Annotated in this window: 18 protein-coding genes and 3 pseudogenes; 6 read left to right on the top strand and 15 right to left on the bottom strand. The window is 68.3% G+C overall.

What is annotated here, in order from left to right:
* Nucleotides 1–75: 75 nt before the first annotated feature.
* The 5 genes and pseudogenes from G4D87_RS10995 to G4D87_RS39970 form a co-directional block, all read right to left on the bottom strand.
* The gene (locus tag G4D87_RS10995) at nt 76–759 is read right to left on the bottom strand and encodes a hypothetical protein (RefSeq protein ID WP_163781673.1); all 684 of its coding nucleotides are present in this window, start codon (nt 757–759) and stop codon (nt 76–78) included.
* 93 nt (nt 760–852) lie between these two features.
* Complete coding sequence (locus tag G4D87_RS39975) at nt 853–981, bottom strand: hypothetical protein (protein ID WP_275902275.1); 129 nt, start codon at nt 979–981, stop codon at nt 853–855.
* 337 nt (nt 982–1,318) lie between these two features.
* Nucleotides 1,319–1,699 carry a YwqG family protein gene (locus tag G4D87_RS10990; protein ID WP_163781671.1) on the bottom strand — a complete coding sequence of 127 codons (381 nt, stop codon included), beginning with the start codon at nt 1,697–1,699 and terminating at the stop codon, nt 1,319–1,321.
* Nucleotides 1,700–1,877: 178 nt separating this feature from the next.
* Nucleotides 1,878–2,468 carry a Uma2 family endonuclease gene (locus G4D87_RS10985; protein WP_163781669.1) on the bottom strand — a complete coding sequence of 197 codons (591 nt, stop codon included), beginning with the start codon at nt 2,466–2,468 and terminating at the stop codon, nt 1,878–1,880.
* A gap of 67 nt (nt 2,469–2,535) precedes the next feature.
* Nucleotides 2,536–2,637, bottom strand: a pseudogene (locus tag G4D87_RS39970) (WecB/TagA/CpsF family glycosyltransferase); the annotation flags it as partial.
* 133 nt (nt 2,638–2,770) lie between these two features.
* On the opposite strand from G4D87_RS39970, the gene G4D87_RS10975 reads away from it, so the two are divergent.
* Nucleotides 2,771–4,105, top strand: coding sequence for an AHH domain-containing protein (locus G4D87_RS10975; RefSeq protein WP_163781667.1), 1,335 nt, complete (start codon nt 2,771–2,773; stop codon nt 4,103–4,105).
* A 15-nt stretch (nt 4,106–4,120) separates the two neighbouring features.
* The gene (locus tag G4D87_RS10970; protein WP_163781666.1) at nt 4,121–4,693 is read left to right on the top strand and encodes an imm11 family protein; all 573 of its coding nucleotides are present in this window, start codon (nt 4,121–4,123) and stop codon (nt 4,691–4,693) included.
* A 9-nt stretch (nt 4,694–4,702) separates the two neighbouring features.
* On the opposite strand, the gene epsA is transcribed toward G4D87_RS10970, so the two are convergent.
* The 6 genes and pseudogenes from epsA to G4D87_RS10935 all read right to left on the bottom strand — a co-directional run bounded on the left by epsA (nt 4,703) and on the right by G4D87_RS10935 (nt 12,569).
* Nucleotides 4,703–5,518: an exopolysaccharide biosynthesis glycosyltransferase EpsA gene (gene epsA / locus G4D87_RS10965; RefSeq protein WP_163781664.1), complete on the bottom strand. Its 816-nt coding sequence runs from the start codon at nt 5,516–5,518 to the stop codon at nt 4,703–4,705.
* Nucleotides 5,515–7,698, bottom strand: coding sequence for a GH44 family glycoside hydrolase EpsB (epsB, locus tag G4D87_RS10960; protein ID WP_163781677.1), 2,184 nt, complete (start codon nt 7,696–7,698; stop codon nt 5,515–5,517). The genes epsA and epsB overlap by 4 nt, the downstream gene beginning before the upstream one ends.
* Before the next feature lie 193 nt (nt 7,699–7,891).
* A complete protein-coding gene (locus G4D87_RS10955; RefSeq protein WP_163781662.1) occupies nt 7,892–8,068 on the bottom strand; it encodes a helix-turn-helix domain-containing protein in 177 nt (58 codons plus the stop codon).
* A gap of 84 nt (nt 8,069–8,152) precedes the next feature.
* Nucleotides 8,153–8,446, bottom strand: coding sequence for an ISAzo13-like element transposase-related protein (locus tag G4D87_RS10950; RefSeq protein ID WP_163781660.1), 294 nt, complete (start codon nt 8,444–8,446; stop codon nt 8,153–8,155).
* 218 nt (nt 8,447–8,664) lie between these two features.
* A pseudogene (locus tag G4D87_RS10940) lies at nt 8,665–9,681 on the bottom strand (ISAzo13 family transposase); the annotation flags it as partial.
* A 116-nt stretch (nt 9,682–9,797) separates the two neighbouring features.
* Nucleotides 9,798–12,569: an ATP-dependent helicase gene (locus G4D87_RS10935; protein ID WP_163781654.1), complete on the bottom strand. Its 2,772-nt coding sequence runs from the start codon at nt 12,567–12,569 to the stop codon at nt 9,798–9,800.
* Nucleotides 12,570–12,643: 74 nt separating this feature from the next.
* On the opposite strand from G4D87_RS10935, the gene G4D87_RS10930 reads away from it, so the two are divergent.
* Entirely contained in the window at nt 12,644–14,776 is a 2,133-nt protein-coding gene (locus G4D87_RS10930; RefSeq protein ID WP_205507529.1) for a site-specific DNA-methyltransferase, read from the top strand.
* A complete protein-coding gene (locus tag G4D87_RS10925; RefSeq protein ID WP_163781650.1) occupies nt 14,773–17,376 on the top strand; it encodes a DEAD/DEAH box helicase in 2,604 nt (867 codons plus the stop codon). The genes G4D87_RS10930 and G4D87_RS10925 overlap by 4 nt, the downstream gene beginning before the upstream one ends.
* Before the next feature lie 339 nt (nt 17,377–17,715).
* On the opposite strand, the pseudogene G4D87_RS40330 reads toward G4D87_RS10925, so the two are convergent.
* The 4 genes and pseudogenes from G4D87_RS40330 to G4D87_RS10905 form a co-directional block, all read right to left on the bottom strand.
* Nucleotides 17,716–17,991, bottom strand: a pseudogene (locus G4D87_RS40330) (ISAzo13 family transposase); the annotation flags it as partial.
* Between the two features lie 86 nt (nt 17,992–18,077).
* Nucleotides 18,078–18,635 carry a serine O-acetyltransferase EpsC gene (epsC, locus tag G4D87_RS10915; RefSeq protein ID WP_163781648.1) on the bottom strand — a complete coding sequence of 186 codons (558 nt, stop codon included), beginning with the start codon at nt 18,633–18,635 and terminating at the stop codon, nt 18,078–18,080.
* A gap of 9 nt (nt 18,636–18,644) precedes the next feature.
* Nucleotides 18,645–19,658 carry an exopolysaccharide biosynthesis glycosyltransferase EpsD gene (gene epsD, locus G4D87_RS10910; protein ID WP_163781646.1) on the bottom strand — a complete coding sequence of 338 codons (1,014 nt, stop codon included), beginning with the start codon at nt 19,656–19,658 and terminating at the stop codon, nt 18,645–18,647.
* Nucleotides 19,655–20,173: a hypothetical protein gene (locus G4D87_RS10905; protein WP_240358184.1), complete on the bottom strand. Its 519-nt coding sequence runs from the start codon at nt 20,171–20,173 to the stop codon at nt 19,655–19,657. The genes epsD and G4D87_RS10905 overlap by 4 nt, the downstream gene beginning before the upstream one ends.
* Nucleotides 20,174–20,465: 292 nt before the next feature.
* Between G4D87_RS10905 and epsE the strand changes: the two genes are divergently transcribed.
* Together epsE and epsF are read left to right on the top strand one after the other, a co-directional pair.
* Nucleotides 20,466–21,674, top strand: a complete 1,209-nt coding sequence (gene epsE, locus G4D87_RS10900) for an exopolysaccharide biosynthesis GT4 family glycosyltransferase EpsE (protein ID WP_240358183.1) — start codon at nt 20,466–20,468, stop codon at nt 21,672–21,674.
* 249 nt (nt 21,675–21,923) lie between these two features.
* Nucleotides 21,924–23,489, top strand: a complete 1,566-nt coding sequence (epsF, locus tag G4D87_RS10895; protein WP_163781640.1) for a response regulator EpsF — start codon at nt 21,924–21,926, stop codon at nt 23,487–23,489.
* Nucleotides 23,490–23,577: the final 88 nt, after the last annotated feature.

Below are 23,577 nucleotides of genomic sequence, written 5' to 3'. Positions count from 1 at the left end.
GGGCAGCGCATGACGGGGGCGCCCGCCTCCGGGGGGGGAGCGTTGGCGACGTCCTGGGTCGCGCGGTCGGTCCAGTCAGCGGTGGGTGGCATGGGAGACCTCGCTGCCTTGCTGCTTCAGCATGCGGAGAATCATCCCGGCCTTCTCCTCGGAGGGAATCGACGCCGAGCGCAGGATGGCGCCGCTCCACGCCATGGCGGGGGTGTCCTCGAAGCCAGGGCCCTTCGCCACGACGAGGTCGGTGAGCAGGGTGATGCTCTTCGCGTCCTGGATGCCGTGGCGCTGGGCGGTGGCGAGCCCCGCTTCGACGAGCGCGAGCGCGGCGGCGGGGCTGAGGGCGCGCATCCGTTCGGGGAAGACGCGGCGCAGGTGCGCGAGCAGCCGCTCCTGGACGCTGGGCTTCGCGGGATTTTCAAAGGCCTGCATCTGGGCGGCGCGGATGGTCAGCGCGCCCTTCCATGGGCCCTTGGGGACGCCGTGGCCGGGGGCGGAGCGGCGGCAGGTGGTGGCCCAGGACGTTGCGTCGTAGCCGGGCGTGGGGGCATCCGCGAGCACCTGGCCGAGCGCGAACAGCACGGCCTGCGGCGTCTCTCCCAGTCCCTGCCGGTGCGCGGTGGAGAGGCCCTCTTGAAGTCTCCGGAGGGCCTCGGATTCGCCCAGGGCGCGGTACTCCCAGGCGTAGTGTTGCTTCAGCGAGGCCAGGGCGTGCCGCAGCAGCGGTGAAGGCGCTGCTCCCGCCACGCGGTTCCAGGAGGACATGGGGGGCAGGTATCGCATGCTTGGCGGGGTCGGCGGGAGGACCTGTTTGGCAGGCCGAGCTCGCCTGACGTGCGGGCGTGCCACCCGATTCACTCAGGCATTCGCCCAGGCGACGACGGCGCGCTCCAGCCGGTTCTCGGCGAGGTCCTCGGGGTGGATGAGCGCGTAGGGCCAGTTCGTTCCCCACTGGAACCCGGAGGCGTTGTCGAAGTCGATGCGCAAGAGCTTGTGCGTACGCCTGCGGGGCGCTGTCTCGCCCGGGAGGCGGTACGAAGGCGTAGGGCGCATCAAGCCCCGCGCTGCGGTGCCCGGACAGGCGATGGGTGCCCGGACTCCGCTCATCCTCCAGGTAGCCTGAAGGCGCCCAGGCGTTCCAGGTGTCACGGAGTTGCGCGTCGCCCGAGGACAGTGGCGCTTCCCACGCGTCACCTCCCGGGAGTGACCAGCCAGCGGAGAACCGCATCCGCGTCTCCCAGCGTCCGACGCAGGGAGGCGGTGAGACAGGGAGGGCGCGCGCTTCGGTGGGCTCGGGATACCAGCGCACACGGAACGAGTTGGCTTAGCAGTCCGGGGCACGAAGGTCGCGGTCGAGCGCGAAGAGACCCCGCCGAGGCAACACGGCAGGAGCCTCACTCAGTTGGGTGAAGTTGAGCTGCCCGAGGAAGTGGAAGCCCTCCCACGTCAAGCCCGCCTCTTCGACGTAGGGGATGCCGCCGAACTTGCTGTCGAGCGTGGGGAGCACGGGCTGCGCGGCCCTGCGGCCCATCAGCCTGTGGAGGAGGGAGGGCCGGAGGGGCGAGCGAGAGACGCGCTCCGAGCGGATGTACAGGCACGGGGAAGGTGCCATTTCGAGGAACCGCTCGATGTCGGACTCTAGTTCCGGTGAGTGCGAGCGGAGCCTCCGCCGGAGGTCCTCGGGGAGTTCGAGCGGAGGTTTCATGACATCGAGCCTACTGAGCCTGCCACCCACGGTATCGAGCGGAGTGAGGGAGAGGCCGGTGACGCGGGGACCTCCGGCCGGTGTCGCGTCGATGTACGTGACGGGGCCACGCCGCCCCGTTGTCGAGGCTCACCTTTCGCGAAGTCGAGGCACAGTCCCCCCGTCCTGAGAGAACAGCCTACGTGTCCTCTCCGCGCCGGGACGGAGGCCACAGCGCACCGAGCATCAGCTCGAAGTCCTCGAACGGCGCGGCCCGGATGATGTCCTCGTCACCATGGACGCCCAGCTCGACCCAGCGGTCATTCATGAGCTCGCTCACGGTGAGCGTGCGCGCATCCAGGTCGATGAACCAGAGATGGCGGATGCCGATGCGCGCGTAGAAGGGGCGCTTGATGCGCTGGTCGTACGCACGCGTGCTGGGGGAGAGAATCTCGCAGGCCCAGTCCGGAGCGAGCGTCCACCGCTTGGTGGGGAACTCGGGGACGCGCTCGCGACGCCACCCGGCCAGGTCCGGAACGAACTCCGGCGAGCCCTCTACCTGGATTCCAGGCTCAGCCAGCAGCCACCAGCCATCACGCCCTCCGCGTCCCCGTTGAAAGGGCCCATCCAGCTCGGCGATGAGCCTGCTCTCCAAATAGGAGTGCCCTGCCATCGGACGCGGATGCGCATAGAGCGTCCCCTCGATGATTTCCCCCACGACCCCCTCCTGAAGCGCGTCGATGTCGGCGAGGGTGGCAGGATGGTCCAGCTTTCGAGCGCCGTAGCCCATGCCGACAGTGTGGGGATAACACCGGACGCTGACAAGCAGCCGCCACCGGTGCCTGCTTCTTCGTCGGAGGACGCTTCATCAGCGGGAGGATGAGGTCCGAGCCGGTGATGCGTTCGGGCAGCGGCACGTCCATGGCGCGCGAGGCCCAGACGATGGGCCTCCCATCCACCACCGACTCCTCGATGGCGAGTAGGCCTATGCGCAGGCGCGCCCCAGCCGGTTCTCGGCGAGGTCCTCGTGTCACGCCTGGGAGCTAGGTTTGACGGGGCGCCTCGCATGGACTCGAGGCCACGGGGGTGCCTATGCGGCTGATTTGGATGTTCTTGCTGCTGCTCATCGGGCCGGCGTGCTCGACGGTGCGTGTGGTTCGGCTGGACACGGGAACCGCGGCGCCCATCGTATACACACCGCGCGGCGTGGAAGGCGCCAGTTCCGTGGAACTCGACAACGAAGCGTTCGAGGCCACCGTGGTGTCCTTGGCGCGGGAGGTGGAGCCTTCGCTGCATCCCCTGCGCGATGCGCGGCGGCGCTTCGGTGTACCGGACAGGAGTGGCGTCTACGCATACGAACGCCGAAGCCAGCGGCTGATTCCCATGGAGGAGCGCGCGGACGGCCCCCGCTTGTTGATGGCTTACGCGGACGAAGAACTGACGCGCGACTACGGCCGATGGTGCGCGCGGAAGCGGCAGCCAGGGGACTGTCTTCGACTGTTGGATGAAGGCCCATTGCTGGCCAGCGATGGGAAGTACACGCTGGCGCTGGCCATCGCCATGGACTCGGTGTGGGAAGAGACGGCCGAGGCGCTGGAGGACATGGCCGACCCGCAGGCGCTGCTGGCGACGGTAAGTGCCTCCGCCAGCATGTACCTGCTCCTCTGGTCGCTACCCGAGCCCGTGAGCAAGGGCGCGGCCGCCACCCTGACGGGCATTGCCATTGCCTACCTGGGCGTGGACACGGTGTGGCGCTTGCTGGATGGGTGGATTGCCCTGGTGCGCCAGGTGGACCAGGCCTCAACCTTCGAGCAGCTCAGCGCGGCGGGAGAGGCCTACGGCGAGGTGCTCGGAGAGAATGCCGCGCGCATCTTCGTCATGCTGGCCACGGCGGCCATCGGGAACACGGCGGGGCTGGCGGCGAAAGCGCCCAGGCTGCCGGGCTCCTCACAGGCGGCGCTGAACGTCGAGGTGCAGGCGGGCTACCGGTACGCGGCGCTCGGGAGCGTGGAGTCGGTGGCGATGACGGCTGAGGGCTTCACCGTCGCGCTGGCACCGCATGCCGTGGCCATGACGGCTGGTGGCACGGACGGCGCGCGCCGCGCGCAGAAGCACCACATCGCCACGAACAAGAACGATGTTTCGAAGGCGCGGGGTGGGCCGTGGACGCCGGAGTTCAGGAGACTCTTCAAGCGGGCCGGCATGGAGCTGAAGGACCCCGAGAACATCATCCAGGTCCAGGGACACAAGGGGCCACATCCACAGGAGTACCATGAGCTGGTATTCGAGCGGCTTCAGGGCGCGACCGCGGGCTGCCGGCAGGTGGCGGCGTGTCGCAAGGCACTGACGACGGAGCTCCAGCGGCTGGCGAGAGAAGCTGTAACGCGCGGATCCGAAATGAACAGACTCCTGACCCGGGGGAAATGAGGCAGAACGTTCGCCATGCCGAGCCGCTACTTCAAGCTGACCGAGGACAGGCACGCGGGAAATTGGGACCTGGGTGACCCCTTGGACGAGCAGGGGCACGAGGTGGAGGACCCGTGGGTGTACGCCGCCGGTCAACCCATCCACAGCCCCAGCGGTCGTCTGACCATCCCCGTCGACGCGCCTGGAAAGCGGTTGGACTTCTGCACGGCGGGCGTTGGCGTGACGCCCGTGGTGCACGTCAAGGTGGCCTCGCTCTTCGCGGAACTGGCCCCAAAAGACGTGCAGCTCATCTCCGTGGACCTTCCGGGACAACCGGACCCGTACCTCATCCTCGTCGCCACCCAGCTCATTCGCTGTATCGACGACCATGCAACCCGGGAGGTGCTGTACTGGAAGCCCGAGGACGAAAGGCCAGAGAAGCTCGGCCAGTATCGCTCCGTGGCGGGCCTGCGCATCGACCCCTCGAAGGTGGGCGGCGCCAAGGTGTTCCGCACCTGGGGCTGGCCCATCGCCCTCATCGTCTCCGAGGACCTCAAGGTCGCCCTGGAGCGGTCCGGCGCCACGGGGATGAAGTTCACCCCCGTGTGACGTGCGTGGCTACTCCGGCTTCTTCGTCCCCGTCCGCTCCCAGAACTCGCGCAGCAGAATCGTGGCGAAGCGGGAGTCATTCAGGATGTACCGCCGCCACAGGCGCTTGGGCTCGTTGACCAGGCGGTACAGCCACTCGAAGCCCGCGCGCGAAATCCACACGGGCGCGCGCTTCGCCGTCCCGGCGATGAAGTCCAGCCCCGCGCCAATGCCAATCGCCGTCGTGGGGCCCAGCTTGGCCGCCACCTGCGAAATCCACACCTCTTGCTTCGGGCTGCCCAGCGCCACCAGCAGCAGGTGCGGGTCCTTCTCGCGAATCTTCGCGACAATCGGGTCGTTCTGCGCGTCGCCGCCGTCCAGGCGCACCATGGGCGAATCCCAGCCCACCACCTCCACGCCGTACTGCTCGCCGACGATGCGGCCCACCTTCTCCGCCACGCCGGGGCCCGCGCCCAGCAGGAACACGCGCCACTTGCGCTCCGCCCCCAGCTTCATCAGCGGGAGGATGAGGTCCGAGCCGGCGATGCGCTCGGGCAGCGGCACGTCCATGGCGCGCGAGGCCCAGACGATGGGCATCCCATCCACCACCGAAATCGCGGCGCGCGAGTACGCCTCGCGGAACTGCACGTTGTCCTCGGCCAGCACCACGTGGTCCACGTTGGCGGTGAACACGTAGCCACCCTGGCGCGAGTCCACCAGCCGGCCAATCTCCGTCACCGCCTCCTCGAAGGTGAGCTGGTCGATGGCGAGCTGGCCGATGTTCAGCCGCGCGCGGCCAGAGGTGAACGGAGTCTTCGGGGACACGGGAGTCGCGGCGGAGCTCATGGCTTCTTCACCGTCAGGTCGAGCACGGTCATGGAATAGGGCGGCAGCCGCTGTGTCAGGGAGCCCGCGGCCTTCGCACCGGGAGTCTGCTCGGTGAACCCCCCCGGTGCGCCCGAGTAGCCCAGCACGCGCACGCTGTCGAGTGTCCCGCAGCCCTTGAGTTGAATCTGCGCCTGGGCGGCCTGGTCCGGGTCGAAGTTGAGCACCACCGCCACCAGCTTGCCGGCTGCCTCGTCGCGCGAGGCGAACACGCTGGTGCCCTCGGCGGCCTTCGCGGGCACCCACCAGTCCTGGAAGCGGCTGCCCTTGCCGTCGAAGTTCCGGAACGCGCGGAACGCCCAGAACACCGGCGAGCCCTCGGTGGGGTACTGCCAGAAGTAGGCGGAGTAGATGTTCTCCTGCGCGAAGCGGCCCAGCGCCTCGGCCTGGGCCAGGCCGCCGCTCATGTGCCGGAAGGCGCCGAAGTTGTACTCACCAATGGAGATGCGCAGACCCGGATAGTTGTCCGCAATCCACTCCTTCATGCGCGGGATGAGGCGCACGGGCTCGCCAATCCAGGACTCGTCCTTGTACGTGGGGTCCCACAGCCCGCGCGTGGAGCGGATGCGGCGCGCGTTGGTGGCCGGGTCCGTGTTGCCCTCCAGGCCGACGCCGACGTTCGTCTGGGGATAGAAGTGCAGGTCCACGATGTCGAGCAGCCGCACGCCCGTCTTCTTCTCGTGCTCGCGCAGCTGCCGCAGGTACCAGGGCAGCAGGGGGACGTTGCCGTGCGCGCGCCGGTCGGAGTGCGGCATCTTCCCCGGCGCGAAGTCCACCGCGGACCACAGGTAGTTCGTCCAGCCCCACTCGGCCGGGCCCGCGATGAGGCCCTCCGGGTCTTCCTTCCGCACCACCGTGCCGTAGGCAATCGTGCGCTCCAGCAGCCCGTCATACGACAGGGGCTCCGGGTGCACGTCGCGGTGCGTGGAGTTCCAGAGCATGGGCTCGTTGTCCAGGATGTACGTCTGGACGCTGCGCTGGCCCCGCGCCTGGTCCTTCTTCCGGATGGCGCGGATCCACTCGGCGATGAACTCCGGAGGCGCCTCGGTGCTGGTGAGCGTCGGCGCGCCGGGCTTCAGCGGCGTGCCATCCCGGGCCAGGCCGTTGCCCGAGCCGTTGTCCTCCTGCTGCTGCGGGCCGAAGCGCGTCACCGGGAAGCCCACCGACTTCGTGTCCTTGGCCACCCAGCCCAGGATGGGCACCGTCAGCGCGGACGTCATGCCGTGCTTGCGGTTGGACTCCAGGAAGTCGTCGTAGCTCAGGCCGATGTCGACGTTCTGGTAGAACCAGTCGTTCGCGGTGTTCCACGCGCCGCCCAGCTTCCAGTTGTAGCGGGACGTGGGGTTGCCGCCCCAGCGGCGCGTGGTGGCGCCGACCTCGTACTGGTGCGTGTCGCGCTTCTCCGTCAACCCGTCGAAGGCGATGCCGTAGATGAGCGGGCTGATGCGGTGGCTCGGCGCGGTGCAGTCGATGGTCATCGGCGCCTCGCGGCCACTGCCCTGGCCCGTGCGTCCGCCCCCCGCGGCCAGCGCGGCGGCCAGGTCGGGCGGCAGCGGCACCAGCGCCACCTTGTCGAACAGCACCCACTCCCGGCCCACGCTCTTGGACGCGCGCAGCACCACGCGGTCGAAGGGCTGGCCGCTCGGGTTGAGCTGCTCCATGGGGATGACGATTTCAGACCACTCGCCGTCCTTGCGGACCTGGAGCTCGGGGATGATGGGGACGCGCGGGAAGCTGGCGGCGCCCGGGGCGTCCAGGCGGACCTCCAGGAACTCGCCGAAGGACTCTGGCGCGCTGAATCGGAACGTCAGCGCGCCGAAGGTGCCCTCCAGCTTGGGCCGGTAGAGAATCCACCCGGCGTAGTTGAACAGGCGCATGCGCGCCGGCGCGCCCTTGGGCAGCTCGCGCTGCGCCCAGCCGAGGTCCTTCCAGTCGGGGGACAAGCCGCCGTCGTACAGCATCACCGGCGGGGTCTTCTCTGTGCCCGGCGTCGCGGCCGTCGTGCCGCGCGTCTCCGCTGCGTTGCTCGCTCCTGCCGTACCCGGCGCTTCCGCGCCGACAGCCCACGCGACAGTGACAGTGCCACCGGCCAGCAGCGCACCCGATAGGACAGCGGCGCCAGCCTTCGTCCGCGAACGCATCATTCGGTCCTCCATGGGCGCGTTGTCTCCACAGCGCCTGAGCGCGACTCCATCCGCAACGGAGCGCAGTGATCTCCACGGCCGCGCCTGCCACACCGAGCTAAGCCCGTGGACATGGTTTCTGTCCACGTCGTTACCAGCGCAGGCAGTAGCACCCGCACGAGGGCCACCGCAGTAATGGTGACTGCAGCTCCTACTTCCTCAGATATTCGCGGACTCTTGACTCGCTCACACGAAGCGCCTTGGCGATGCGGGCAATCGAGTTACCCTCCTTGTGCATCTCCTGCGCGCGCGCGGCACGGTCGTTCGTCTCGGGCTTCACAATATCGCTCCACTCACCCGTCGCGCTGTTCCAGTTCTTGCCTGGCATCTCTATCCTTCACTCCGACGTGGCTTGGTACAGGGATGGACAATATTCATGTTCAGGGCTTATGAACCGCGAAAAAAGAAAATTTCACTTTGGACGCAAGGTGTAATTCCACTCGCCATGGAAGTTTGAGCGCTCGATGTGGAGGTCGGCCATTTGCTCGCGCGTGACGTCGAGACCAAGCGGGTATTCGCGCTGGACCAGCGCGGCGCGTACCTTGAGGCCCTGACGAGTGGTAGTGGAGGCGATGAGATTGACGACAACCTCGTAGCTGACTGTTGCTGAGCACGGTGGATGAGGGAGACCGGCCCGTTCTCGGACCGACTGGATGATGGAATCCCAAGTGGAGGCTTCGAAAATGCCATCATGGAGCCGGACCACCAGAGGTCACGCTTGTGATGGGACCCAACTCCTTGACGCGACAGCAGTTTCCGCGAGAAGCGGAACTGATTGCTTCCATCCTGCGGTTCTCCGGTCGAGTCAGGGCTGCCCGAAGGGCACCGCGGAGGCGGCCAAGGCCTTGACGCGACTGGGGAGCCGTAGTTCCGAGGCTATCAACCAGGCGGTTCACCCGAACATCAACCAACGTGCGCGGCAACACTGATGAGGGGCCGGCCACGCCAGTTCTCGGCGATGTGACAAAACATCCGATGCTCAATCTTGTTCCACTTGCTGGTGCCCGGCGGGAAATGACAAACGGAGATGACGAGCCCCGTGTCATTGGCGATCTTTTGTAGTTCCATTTTCCACACGCGAGAGCGGTAGCCGTTGCTCCCTCCTCCGTCTGCCGTTACCAGCAACTCCTTGGTGTCCGGGTAGCGACGCCTCCCCATCCGCCTCCACCAAGCGCGTATGGAAGCCACGGCAAATGCGGGAGTGTCGTGGTCCATCCCGACATTCACTCAGCCGGAGTTGGCGCCCAGGTCATAGACTCCGTAGGGAATGGCTTTCCCCTCCGCATCATCAATGAAGTCGTACACCCGCACGCCCTGAGGCGTCGTCGTCGGCTGCCACTCCCTCCCTCCCTGTCGAAAGAGGCCCACCAGTTCCTTTTTCTTGGTGTCCACCGAGATGACCGGCTGCCCGCATGACTGGAAGCGCTCCACCTCCTCGCTGATGTATGCAAACTGCGCGTCCCTGTCCGGCTGTTGCCCACCCTCATGTACCTTGCGGTTGGGTTGCAGGGAGTAGCCCATGCCGTGCAGAAGCGCCGACACCGTGCGAGGACTCACCGGGTGCCCGCGGGCGCAGAGTTCCTCGGCAAGCCGATAGGTGGACTTGCACGTCCAGCGGAGTGGAGAGGTCGGGCTGCCTCGCGTCGAGGGGGCAACGAGCCTTTGCAGGTCCTTCGTGAGACCTCTGTCCAGCTTCGTCAGGGGCTTCCTGCCACCGCCAAGGCGCCGCTGACGCTTTGGCGCCAACTCACTCCAGGCCTCCACTTCGCGTATCCCCTTGCGGATGGTGGGCAGCGAGAAGCCCGTCGCTCGCGAAACACACGCGGGTCCGCCTCGCCCGAGTGCACGGGTTTCCGTGGCCGCCCACCTGCGCCGGACCGCTTCGCTCAGTCCTGCTTCCAGCGCCCGGTACTTCGCCCGGATGACAGCTTCTGTATCCATGCCTGCAGTTATGAGGACGGTTCCAGGTGCCCGCAAACTGAAACTTTATTCCTGCGCGGCTCCTTAGCGCCTTCGCGTACACCGTCCCGATCGGCGTCGAACACGAAGGAACCAAGTCAGCGCGCCGGACGCGCTCGACACAGTCCCACCAGGTCACACGTGCCGCACGCGTGCTCATGCCACTTGGGGAGGCGCGGCAGGTCGTTCTTGCGTAGACGCTCCCCTGCGTCGCGGATCTTGTCGCGCACGCCGGTGAGGAGCGGATCGTTTACGGGCTCCCGCTTGGTTTGACCCTTCTCGTCGAGGTTGAGCACCTCGATGAGGTCGGCGGACTTGCCGGTCAGCTCCTCGTAGCCGACTGCGTAAACGTGCAGTTGGTCGCGGGTGACATCCTCGGCCTGCGCGCGCTCGCTGGACTTGAAGTCGACGATGGCGACCTCTCCTGTGTCGAGGCGCCGGACGAGATCGATGCGGCCGTCGACCGTGATGCCGGGGGCGACGTGGACTTGGATCTGTTTCTCGGAGAACTCGGTGTTGGCGATCTGCTTTCCGTGCGTGTCGAAGTAGCGCTCGATGGCCTTGATACCGGCCGCGCGGAGCTTCTCGCGGAGGGCGTCGTACGCGAAGGGCGCGTTGAGGTGTCGGTCGATGAGCGCGGGGGCGAGATCCTTGGTGACGAAGTCGCCGTCGAGCGCGCGCTTGTGGACCTCGGCGAGGGCGTCGTGCAGGGCCTTGCCGTAGCCGAGCGCCTCGTGGATGGGCGCGTTGAAGCCGTAAAGGAAACGGAGCTTGAACTGGTAGCTGCACTCGAAGAGGTACTTCAGCTCGGAGAACGAGAGCGTGACCCGCGGCGTCCCCTGGAGGGGCTGCGGTGGGAGGCGCTCGCCCGGGATGGGGGCCGGCGTGGTCGACACCCACTGCTGCTTCGCGATGTGCTCGAAGAATTCGGAGCGGTTCCTCTGCTGCTGGTTGTCCGCGAGCGGAGCAAAGCTCGCGTAGAGATACTTCTGGGCGCGCGTGACGGCGACGTAGAGGAGGCGCGTCTCGTCTTCGACCGTGCCCCGGTACCGGGCCGGGTCGTCGAGCGCGTCGTCCGGGATCACGTGCTGGAGTTGGACCCCGCCCATGACGCGCGACGGGAAACGGTTCCTGCGGAGTGCCGGTAGGAACACGGCCGGCCACTGCAACCCCTTGGACTGGTGCACGGTCGCGATCGTGACGGCGTCGGGGGAGGCGTAACCGACGTCGGCGTCCGCGTCGGCGTACTGCCCCGGCGCTTGGTGCTCGAGCCACTTGGCGAATCCTTCGTACTTCGCCTTGGGCTGGGTGATGAAGTGGATCTGCTCGTAGTCCGAGATAACCTGGCTGAACTTTCCGAGTTGGTAGAAGACGAGCTCGGCGCGGCTCGCGTCGCCGGGCACGGTGTCCTCGCGCAGCCCGAGCGCCTCGAGAAAGTCGAGGTAGACGCGCTGAATGTTGAAGACGGAGTGCGTCTTTGTCTTCTCGAAGTCGCGCCCCTTCTCCAACACGGCGAGCGCCTTCTTCCAGTCGCCGGCTGGCGGGATGAGGTCTGCGTCCGTCCACTGCGCCTTCAGGTTCTCGACCGTGATCTCCGCCACCATGAACCGGAAGATACCGACGACGGCCTTGATCTCGGGGCTCTCGAAGAGCTGGTTGAGCCCCTTCACGAGGAAGGGGATGTTGCGGCTTCGCAGCTCTGCCACGAGCGGCGCCGAGTCCTTCGCGACGGAACGGAACAGCACGGCGCAGTCCGACCACGACAGCCCTCGGGCCGGCGCGTCCGGGCGGCTCTGGAACGGGACGCCGCGGAGGTGCTCGATGCGGTCCGCGATCCACCGGGCCTCCGCCTGCGGGTCGTCGAACGTCACGGCGAGGAGGTCCCCGCGCTTCCACTCCTGATGGCCGGCGGCGACCATCTTCTTGGGCAGGCGCTGGCCTGCGGGGATGCGCTCGGCGACGGACCGGCCGAGCTCTACGACTCCCTTACTGGAGCGGAAGTTGTCGTCGAGCGTGACCTGCTTCACGCCCGAGCGACGCGTGGCGAAACTGATGATGTTGGACACCTGGCTGCCGCGCCACTGGTAGATGGTCTGGTCGTCGTCGCCCACGACGCAGAGGTTGGCGCCGAACCGGACGAGCCCGCGCACGAGACGCTCCTGCAAGGCGTTCACGTCCTGGTACTCGTCGACGACGACGTACTTGATGTCGTTCTGCACGTGGTCCTGCACGCGCACGAAGTCCTGGTCCTCGAGTGGGTCGCCCTCGAGGTAGTCGACCGCGCTGCGTATGATCTGGGTGTAGTCAAAGTGGGACTTCGTGCGAAGCAGCTCGCCATACTTCACGAATGACTCGAGCACGCCGGCAGGCACAAGCTCGAGGTCGATGTTGTCTTCGCGCAGGACGCTCACGACTTGGAGGTAGAGCCGCGTGTTGATGTACCTGCGCAGTACGCCGCTCGCGGCGGTCGTCGGGCAACTGGTGAGACCCGACGCCTTGCTGAACTTGTCGACGAAGAGCTGCGCGGTGATGTCGCTCAGCACGGAGAACTTGAACTTCTCCGGCACGAGCCGCTGCAGCAGATCGAGGCAGTAGCCGTGCATGGTGCCGATGTACATCTCGGCGAGGCCGTGCACGGTGCCGAGTTCCTTCTCCACTAGGGTGAGCACGCGCTCCTTCAGCTCGGCGGCGGCCTTCTCGGTGAACGTGAACGCCACGACGTTCCTCGGCTTGACGTCGGGGAGCGCGAGGATCCTGGCGATGCGCTGGGAGATGACCTGCGTCTTGCCCGAGCCGGCGCACGCGACGATCTGAAGCGGCCGGTCGAGGCACGCGACTGCCTCCTTCTGCGCCTGGGTGTACGTGGTCATGACCTGCACGGTACAACTTCCCAAGCGCAAGCGAAATCACGTACAACTGCCCCGTGTCTCTGCTAAACGATCTCTTGCGGGAGCTACGAACGAGGGAGCCCGCGCTCGCGCGCGACCTCGAGCGCGAGGTGAGCGCGCTCGCCGACCGCCGCGCGTTCGGGCTGAACTTCGAGCGCCACCTCCCGGAGGTTGTCGAGCTGCCCGGGCGCAAGGTGCGCAAGGGCGACAAGGTCCGGGTGCTGCCTCCGCGCGGCAAGGCGACGAAGAGGCCGGACGGCCGGCTGTGGCGCGTCGTCGGGATGGACCGCTCCGCGCGCACCGCAAAGCTCGAGCTGCTCGACCCGGCGGCGTCTGGCGAAACTCCCCGCGAGGAGCTCACCGCACCTCTCGACGATCTCGTCGTGGTCGCGCAGTCGCGCGACCCGATCTACCCCGGCCTCGTCTCGACGGGGAAAGTCGAGCGCGGCGGCGACAAGCCGTTCCACACGGTGATCAACGCCGAAAACCTGCACGCGCTCGAGACGCTGCTGTTCACGCACCGAGGCAAGGTCGACTGCATCTACATCGACCCGCCGTACAACACGGGCGCGAAGGACTGGAAGTACAACAACGACTACGTCGAGGGCGACGACCTGTACCGCCACTCGAAGTGGCTGGCGTTCATGGAGCGGCGGCTGCTGCTCGCGAAGGAGCTGCTGAACCCGGACGACTCGGCGCTGGTCGTGACGATCGACGAGAAGGAGTACCTGCGGTTGGGGCTGCTGCTGGAGCAGACCTTCCCCGAAGGGCAGATCGAGATGGTCACCTCGGTAATCAGCTCCAAGGGAGTCGCGCGTTTCGGGCGGTTCTCACGCGTCGAAGAGTACGTCTTCACCGTTCGGCTGGGCGCTCAGGAGGTCTCGTTGGCAGAGACCAACATGCTTGACGAATCGAGATCCGCCACGGCGAAGGTGGGGAAGCCCGTGGATTGGCTCGGCCTCCGGAGGCGTGAGCCGACCGCGCGGCGCGGCGCGCGCCCGAAGCAGTTCTATCCCGTCTTCGTGAACACGGAGACGGGCTACGTTCACTCGATCGGCGACGAGATCTCGGGCGGGGTGGATCGGCTAAAGGTTGCCGCACCCAAGGGCACATTTGCGGTGTGGCCGCTCCTCCCCGACGGCACCGAGGGGCTGTGGGGCATCACACCGGATACCGCTCGCGCCTACCTAGATGGTGGCTATTTCCGAGCGCGGAACTACAAGCCCGAATCCAAGTACGTCGCCATCCAGTACCTTCCAAGCGGCACTGTGGCAGCCATCAAGTCGGGCGACATCGAGGTGACTGGCCGAGATGATGACGGTGCAGTGATCGCAGCCTACAAGTCCGCGAAGGGAGTCATCCCCAAGCGCGTCTGGAACATGGCCTCGCACAACGCGGAGACAGGCGGCACCAACGTGTTGTCGAAGCTGCTTCCCGGGAGGCGCTTCCCGTTCCCGAAGTCCCTCTTCGCCGTCGAGGACGCCCTCCGCTTCTTCGTCGCTGACAAGCTGAACGCCACCGTCATCGACTTCTTCGCGGGCTCGGGCACCACGCTGCACGCCGTGATGCGCCTCAACAAGCAGGACAACGGCCGCCGGCGCGCCATCGTCGTCACCAACAACGAGGTCGGCGCCGACGAGCAGAAGGCCCTCCGCGACAAGGGCCTGCGCCCCGCCGACCCGGAGTGGGAAGAGCTCGGCATCTGCGACTTCATCACCAAGCCCCGCATCAAGGCCGCCATCACCGGCAAGACACCCGACGGCGAGCCCATCAAGGGCGACTACAAGTTCACCGACGAGTTCCCCATGGCCGACGGTTTCCAGGAGAACGCCGAGTTCTTCACCCTCACCTACGAGGCGCCGCTCCGCGTCGCCTCCCACCGCGAGTTCTCCAAGATCGCCCCGCTCCTCTGGATGCGCGCCGGCTCGCGCGGCCGCCGCATCGACGACATCTCGAGCGGGTGGGCCGTCGCCGACACGTACGGCGTCCTCGCTGACCTCGACAAGGCGTCCGACTTCTTCGACGCCACCACGCGCGTCGAAGGGGTCGAGGTCGTCTACATCGTCACCGACGAGGACCGCCTCTTCGAGTCGCTCGCGCAGCAGTTGCCCGACCACATCGAGCCCGTGCGCCTCTACGAGTCGTACCTCCGCAACTTCGAGATCGAGTCCGGCCGAGGTGCGCTGTGAAGTTCACCCTCAAGGACTACCAAGCCGACGCCGTTGAGGACGTCCTCGCCAACCTCAAGCGCGCTCGCGACGCGTTCAAGAGCAATGGTGAGCGGTCGTCCTTCTCGCTCGCCGCAACCACCGGAGCCGGCAAGACCGTGATGGCGGCGGCCGCCATCGAGGCGCTCTTCTGGGGCAACGACACCTTCGACTTCGAGCCCGACCCGGGTGCCGTCGTGCTCTGGTTCTCGGACGACCCGAGCCTGAACCTGCAGACCTTCACGCGACTGCTCCAAGCGTCCGAGAAGTTCACGTACTCGAACCTCAAGCCGATCGAGCCGCCGTTCTCTGCGCCGCGGCTCGAGCCGGGCAAGGTGTACTTCCTGAACACGCAGAAGCTCGGCACCAAGTCACTGCTCACGCGCGGTCACGTCGAAAGCGGCGAGGGGCAGGAGAGCCTGCCGGGGCTCAGCCCCGCCGCACCCGACATGCAGGGCTGGACGCTGTGGCAGACGCTCGCCAACACGATCGAGGCGCCCGACCTCACGCTCTACCTCGTGCTCGACGAGGCCCATCGCGGCTTCAGCGCCAAGACCACGGCGGAGAAGCCGACCATCGTGCGCAAGCTCGTCAACGGCACGACAGCGCGCCCCGCGATCCCGATCGTGTGGGGCATCTCGGCGACGCCGAAGCACTTCCAGGACGCCATGCAGCAAGCGGAGGCGACCGGAGGGCGGCGTGCACTGCCGGACGTGCGCGTCGACTCGATCCGCGTCCAGGAGTCGGGCCTCGTGAAGGACACGCTCGTCCTCGACATCCCGGACGAGGCTGGCAACTTCGACTCCGTCCTCGTGCGGCGCGCCGCTCGCAAGCTGAAGGACTCGACCGAGCGCTGGGCGAAGTACGCCGCGTCGCAGGGGCTCAAGGAGAGTGTCCAGCCGCTCCTCATCCTGCAGACCCCGAACACGCCCAACCCCGACGAGATCGGCGTCGCGCTCGACACCATCGTTTCCGAGTACCCGGAGCTGAAGTCGGCGTCAGTTCGGCACGTCCTCGGCGACCACTCCACGCAGGACTTCGGCGCGTGGAAGGTCGACTGGATCGAGCCCCAGCGCGTGCAGGAGGCGAGTCACGTGCGCGTGCTCGTTGCGAAGGACGCCATCTCGACCGGCTGGGACTGCCCGCGCGCCGAGGTGCTCGTCTCCTTCCGGCGCGCGACGGACAACACGCACATCACGCAGCTCCTCGGCCGCATGGTGCGCAACCCGCTCGCCCGACGCATCCCCGGCGACGAGCGACTCAACGCCGTCGACTGCATCCTCCCCTTCTTCGACCGCACCACGGCCGTGAAGGTCGTCCGCTTCCTCACGGGTGAGCTCGACGAGATGCCCGGCGGCGAGAAGAAGGTCGTCCTCGACGGGCGCGAGCTTCTTCCTAACCCGAACGTGCCCGACGAGGTTCGCCAGCTCTGGTCTACTCTGCCGACGCAAACGATCCCGCAGCGCGGCGCCCGACCCGTGAAGCGGCTCGTCACGCTGGCGCAGGCGCTCTCGGCGGACGACGTGGCGCCCGGCGCGCTCGCCGCCATCGAGAAGGAGCTGCACCTCGTCCTCGACACGTACGCCATGCGCTACCAGGGCAAACTCGACGCCGCCGTCAAGGAGGTGTGGGACGTCCACGTGAAACAGATCGAGGGACGCTTCGGCAAGAAGGGGCTCACCTACGCCGAGTTCGTCGAGCGCGCCGACGATCGCGCCATCCGCATTGGCCTCCTCGTCGCCAAGAAAGCGTTCGGCGCCGACATCGTCGACTCGTACGTCAACCACGTCGCGGGCCCCGACAACGACGAGGCCGATGACGACGGCCTCCGCGAGGCGTACGTCCGCGCCGCCGCGCTCGCCACCGTCAAGGAGGTGCGCGACAAGGTCGACGTCGAGGCGCTCGAGATCACCGAGCGCCTCTTCGGCCAGCACCGGGTCACGCTCAAGCGCCTCACCGACGAGCGCCAGCAGGAGTACGAGAACGTCCGCGCCATGGCCACCGACCCGCAGCGCGGCGAGCTGCGACCGCCGCGCACGCGCATCGAGGACTTCGCCGACCGAAGCGGCGACGACGTGGTCGCCGCGCCCGTCGTGCCGCTCCACCTCATGTCCGACGAGGCCGGCAACTTCCCCCTCACGTCCCTCAACAACTGGGAGCGAGAGGTCGTGCTCGCCGAGCTCAAGCGCTCCGACGTCCGGGGCTGGTACCGCAACCCCTCACGCGCCGCCGTCGACTCGCTGGGCGTCGCCTACCGCGACGAGACCACCGGCAACTGGCGATCCATGCATCCGGACTTGATCTTCTTCAACGAGATCGGGGGGAGGATCGTCGCTTCCATCCTCGATCCCCACGGCCACCACCTCGAGGACGCCTCCATGAAACTCAAGGCGCTCGCCGCCTTCGCGAAGGAGTACGGTGACGCCTTCCACCGCATCGAGGCGATGTCGAAGGTGGACAACGTCATGCGCGTGCTGGACATGAAACGCGAAGCCGTGCGTGAGGCGGTGCTCCACCGCGGGGAGAAGGCGGTGGACCTGTACCGGTCGGAGCTGGGCGTGGACTACCAGCCGGGGGAGTAACGTGGCCCAACTACCCCCACGCCGCTCGTCCCGGTGTGCGCCACCGCCCGGAGGGTCCGCTCAGCCATCGGCTCGGCGCCGTTCGCGGGATTTCGCCTCGCAGCACTGGTCGACGTAGAATGCTCGCCTCGGTTCGGCCGGCAAGCTGAACGTACGGACAGGTGAGAAGCTCGTCCCCGTGATCAAGGTTGACTAAGCTTTGCCTCTAGGCATCGCCGCTGGCGAAGACGACGAGGTGCTGACGATCAAGGCGGCCGCCAAGGTGCTCGACGTCAGCGAGGCGATGCTTCGTCGGTGGGACAAGGCTGGGAAACTCCGGGCGAAACGTCATCCGATGAACGGATACACGAGCCTTTGCAGGTCCGTCGTGAGACCTCTGTCCAGCTTCGTCAGGGGCTTCCTGCCACCGCCAAGGCGCCGCTGACGCTTTGGCGCCAACTCACTCCAGGCCTCCACTTCGCGTATCCCCTTGCGGATGGTGGGCAGCGAGAAGCCCGTCGCTCGCGAAACACACGGGGGTCCGCCTCGCCCGAGTGCACGGGCTTCCGTGGCCGCCCACCTGCGCCGGACCGCTTCGCTCAGTCCTGCGTCCAGCGCCTGGTACTTCGCCCGGATGACAGGACAGCTTCTGTATCCATGCCTGCAGTTATGAGGACGGTTCCAGGTGCCCGCAAACTGAAACTTTATTCCTGCGCGGCTCCTTAGAGCGCGACGTCGTCCGAGTCCTTGCGCGGGAAGATGCGGGCGGGAATCCCCACGGCCACGCTGTCCGGCGGCACGTCCTGGAGCACCACCGCGTTGGCGCCGATGCGCGAGCGCGCGCCGATGCGCACCGGCCCCAGGATGCGGGCCCCCGCGCCAATCCAGACGTCATCCTCGATGACGGGATAGCCGTTGTCCTTCGCGGTGCCCACGGTGTTGTTCCCGTAGAAGCGCACGCGGTCGCCGATGCGCGCGTCCCCGCCGATGACGACGCCCAGGCTGTGCACGAAGTACACGCCCTTGCCGAGCGTGACGTCCTTCCCAATCTCAATCCCCATCACCGCCGTCTGCGCCACGCGCAGCACGTGGTTCAGCAGGGGGATGCGGTAGGTCAGCGCGGCCTCGCGGGCGCGGTTGAGCGCGGTAATGCGGTACGAGTCACTGGTCAGCACCACCTTGGCAATGGACTTCGCGTCCGAGCTGCCATTGGCGGCCTTCGCCAGCTCCAGCGCATCCGTGACGAGCGAGCCAATCATCGATTCCCTGGCCTTCAGCATGGTGTGTGACTACTCCCCCCGGCCTTGCAGGTAGCGAGCGACCTCGCGGGCGATGCCCGTCCAGCCGCCGGCCTCGCCGCGCGCGCCGCGCAGATACTCCATGCCGTACACCACGGAGGTGCCGGCGAAGGCGGCCTTCTCCAGGCCCAGCTTGTCCGCGGCGTTGGCGGCGTGCATCACCGCGCGCGTCAGCACGCGCGACGCGTCCGGCGCCACCAGCGTGGCCGCCAGCAGCGGGCGGGTGAGGGGGTTGGTCTGGAACAGCAGCCGCCACGGATTGACGTCGCGCACGTCCGGGTGCTTCCGGGCCACCTGCGTGTCGAACATGCCGTAGCGGTGCGCGCGCTTCAGCCAGCGCTCGAAGGAGAGGTGGTCACTGCCGTGCCGCACGTACGCGTCGCGCGCGAAGACGAAGGCGCAGCCGGCCTTCTCCAGCCGCACGCCCAGCTCCACGTCCTCCGACTGGCCCAACGACTTGTCGAAGCCGCCCACGCCCACGTAGTCCGCGCGGGGGAAGGACACGTTGCCGGTGAACAGGTGGACGCCGCGGGCCCGGGCGCCGGGGGTGGAGAGCTCCTCCGCCATGCGGTTGTTGAGGTACGCGTACCAGCGCTCGAACAGCGGCATGTCGCCAATGGAAGGGTCCGGCCGGATGCGGCCCAGCACCACGGTGCGCGAGCCCTCCGGATGGTGCGCCAGGTGCCGCTCCAGGAAGTCCGGGGCCACCTGCATGTCGTCATCCGTGACGAGCACCACTTCGCCCCGGGCGGCCATGACGCCCCGGTGCCGGGCGGCGGCGGCGCCCGCGTTCTGCTGCACCTCCACGCGCAGGGTGTAGGGCAGGGCCAGGGCTCGCAGTGGCTCGCGGGTGGGCTCCTTGGAGCCGTCGTCCACCACGACGACTTCGAACTGCTCGGGCGGCAGCGTCTGCCCGGCCAATTGCCACAGCAGCCGGGTAATGAGGGGCAGCCGGTTGTACGTGGCGATGACGACGCTGAGCCGGGGCGCGGAGGTGGAGCTCATGCCTTCTTCTTCTGGGACGCCGCCCGGCGCTGCTTCTTCGTCAGCCGGGGAAAGGTGACGCTGCCGAGGAAGCGCTCGCGGCCCACGAACTCCAGGGTCTTGTTCGCGGCGCTGAAGTCCGTCTCGCCCAGGGTGACGCAGAGGAGGCAGCCGTCCGCGGCCAGCGCCAGGGGCAGGCTGGCCGGACGGGTCATCAGCGAGTCGATGACGGCCACGACGCGCTCACCCCGGGACACGCGCTCGCGCAGCTCCAGCACCTTCTGCGCGGCGGCGGTGGGCGACAGGCCGGTGGCGTCCTCCAGGTGGATTTTCTGCGTGTAGGCGTAGGGCGCGCCCGCCTCCAGCACGGCCGTGGCGGCCTCGAGCCCCGGGGCGCCCGGGTGGGCAGGCACCACCGTGAGGAAGGTCCACGCGTGGCGCTCCAGGGCGAACCACAGCCGTTGCAGCGCCGGGGATGGAATGGCGCTGTCGGTCGAGGTGGCGTCGGCGGGAGGTGCGCTGGAATCGGCGGCCATGGGGAGGGGCTCGGTATAGCGCAACGCGTGGCGGCGGCCCAACGGCCTCTCCGGGCAGTCCGGGGCGCGGTGGCCCGCCTGGCTGCCAGGGTGCGCCGCCGTGACAGACGGAGGCCACGGCCTCCCGTGCCGGGCGTCGCGTGGCGCGCGCCTCGGGCGACCCGGCGGGGCCCGCGAAGCCCCTCCCACCGCGCGCGGGAAGGCCGCGTGACAGGCTGGGTACACCCCCACCCACGCCGTGTCGGGGGCGGGCAGGCGTGTTATGCCATCCGCTGTGCAGAAGATTGGCTATTTGATTCCCGAGTTCCCTGGACAGACGCACATCTTCTTCTGGCGCGAGCTGCAGGCGCTGCCGGGGAAGGGCGTGACGCCGGAGCTGGTGTCCACGCGTCCGCCGCCCGCGCGCATCATCTCGCACAGCTGGGCGCGCGAGGCCATGTCGCGCACGGAGTACCTGGCGCCGCCGGGGCCCCTGGGCGTCGCCAAGGCCGCCGCGGAGGTGGCCCGCGCCATGCCCACGGGCTGGGCCCGGTGCCTGGCCTCCATCGCCCGGGCGGAGGGGCTGGACGCGAAGGGCCGCGCGCAGCTGCTGGCCTTCGCCGTCATGGGCGGCCGGCTGGCGTCGCTGGCGCGGGAGCGGGGCTGGACGCACGTCCACGTCCATTCGTGCGCCAACGCCGCGCACGTGGCGCTCTTCGCGCACCTCCTGTCGGGGCTGCCCTACAGCCTGACGCTGCACGGGCCGCTGGACGACTACGGCCCCAACCAGCGCGAGAAGTGGCGCCACGCGCAATTCGCCTTCGTGATTACGAAGAAGCTGCTCCAGGAAGTGAATGACGAACTGGCGGGCGCCCTGCCGTCGCGCATCGAGCTGGCGCCCATGGGCGTGGAGCTGAGCAAGTTCAACCGCTCCGTGCCCTACTCGGCGTGGACGGGGGAAGGCCCGCTGCGCATCTTCTCCTGCGGACGCCTCAACCCCTGCAAGGGCCACGCGGACCTCATCGACGCGGTGGGCATGTTGCGCGCGAAGGGGCTGGACGCGCGGCTGTCCATCGCGGGCGAGGACGAGGCCGGCGGCACCACGTACCGCAAGGTGCTGGAGGCCCGAATCCAGGAGGCGGGCCTGGGCGACGCGGTGACGCTGCTGGGCGCGGTGAGCGAGGACACGGTGCGCGGTGAAATCGAGCGCGCGCACCTCTTCGCGCTGGCCAGCCTCCAGGAGCCGCTGGGCGTGGCCATCATGGAGGCCATGGCCATGCGCGTGCCCGTGGTGGTGACGGGCGCGGGCGGCGTGCCGGAGCTGGTGGATGACGGCGTGGACGGAATCCTGGTGCCCCCACAGCAGCCCCGCGTCCTGGCGGACAAGCTGGAGGCCGTGGCGCGCGACGCCCAGGAGGCCCACCGGCTGGGAGAGGCGGGCCGCCGCAAGGTGGAGACGACGTTCAGCAGCGAGCGCAGCGCGGACATGCTCGCGCGGATGCTCCAGCGGGCGGTGGTGTAGCGGGCCCCACGGTAGGGCCTCCCGCTCGCGCGGGAAGGTGTTGTCGGGCCGTCACTGGCCCGGCGCGGGCCTTGGGGCGGACTGGTGGGCGCTCCAGGACGGCACCATGATGGGGCCATCCTGACCGGGGGCCGCTGAGGCCGCCCGCCTGCCAGCGCCCCACGGCACGGCCGCCCGGAACCGTTGCCAAATCGTCGGAGGTGCATTACCGGCTGGGGTCATGCTCGAAGGGAGGCGTCGCGGGTGACCATGCCCGAGCAACCCACGTTCCATGCGCCCACCCGGCTGGAGCCGCTCGCCACGAGCGTCTTGCTGGTGGACGACAACGCGGCCAACCTGCTCGCGCTGGAGGCCGTCCTGGAGCCGCTGGGCCAGCGGCTGGTGAGGGCGTCCTCCGGTCCGGAGGCCCTGCGGTGGCTGCTGCGGGAGGAGTTCGCCGTCATCCTGCTGGACGTGCAGATGCCCGGCGTGGACGGCTTCGAGACGGCCCGCCTCATCCGCCAGCGCCAGCGCACCCGCTACACGCCCATCATCTTCCTCACCGCGCACAGCCGCGACGAGGCCCACCTGGTGCATGGCTACACGGTGGGCGCGGCGGACTACGTGGTGAAGCCCTTCCACCCGGACGTGCTGCGCTGGAAGGTGGAGGCCTTCGTCGGGCTGTACCTTCATCAGAAGCGGCTCCAGCGGCACGAGTCCGCGCTGTGGGAGCACGAGCGCCGGATGCTGGAGCAGCAGGGCGAGCTGCGCTTCAGACGGCTGGTGGACACCATGCCCCAGTTCGTCTGGGAGTTGCTGCTGGACGGCACCATCGGCTACGCCAACCGGGGCTGGCTGGACTACGCGGGGCTGTCGCCGGAGCAGGGGCGGAAGTGGAAGGACACCCTGTCCTGCCTGCACCCGGAGGACGCCTCCAGCCTTCGGAGCGCCTGGCAGGTGGCGCAGTGCGCGGGCCACTCGCTGGAGCAGGAGTGCCGGCTGCGCGGGGCGGATGGCGCGTACCGCTGGTTCCTGACGCGCACGATTCCCGAGCGCGACGAGCAGGGCCAGCTCGCCGGCTGGGTCGCCACGGCGACGGACATCGACGACGCGCGCCGCGCGGTGGAGACGCTGAGGGCGGCCAATGAAGCGAAGGACATGTTCCTCACCATGGCGGCGCACGAGCTGCGCACGCCGCTGCAGGCCGCGCGGGGGTATGCGCACCTGGCCTCGGTGAAGGCGGGCGACACGCTGGCGCCGGGCGTGGACAAGGCACTGCAAGGCCTCCACCGCAGCGTGAATCGCATGGCGAAGCTGGTGGAGAACCTGCTCGACGTGAGGCGCATCCAGCGGGGCGAGCTGCGACTGGAGCCGAAGGCGCTGGACGTGGGCGCGCTGCTGCGGGACGTGGCCGGGCACTTCGAGCCGCTGCCCGAAGGCCAGCACATCGAGCTGGACGCCCCCGAGGGGCTGGTGGTGCCCGGAGACCGCGAGCGGCTGGACCAGGTGTTCACCAACCTGGTGTCGAACGCGCTGCGCTACTCACCGGAGGGCGGGCGCATCCGGCTCGCCGCCCGCGAGGAGGCGGGGCGCGTGCACGTGGAGGTGGTGGACCACGGGCTGGGCATCCCCGGCGAGAAGCTGGAGGACATCTTCGAGCGCTTCAGCCGCGCGCACGGGGTTTCCTACGGCGGCCTGGGCCTGGGCCTGTCGATTGCGCGCGGCATCGTCGAATGCCACGGCGGGCGCATCTGGGCGGAGTCCCCTGGCGGCGAGGGCGCGGGCAGCACCTTCCACGTCGTGCTGCCCGTGGCGCCGGACGCGCGGACCCCGTGACGCCGCGGCGCCGCCGGGCTCAGGGCTGGCGCGCGGCGGGGGCCTTGGCGTCGTCTTCGTTGGGGTAGGCGATGACGCCTGGCGGGGG

Origin of the sequence: Myxococcus vastator (genome assembly GCF_010894475.1) — a bacterium.
Classification (GTDB): domain Bacteria; phylum Myxococcota; class Myxococcia; order Myxococcales; family Myxococcaceae; genus Myxococcus; species Myxococcus vastator.
Note: the sequence above shows the minus strand (reverse complement) of the source record. Positions and strands in the feature narration are given on the sequence as shown.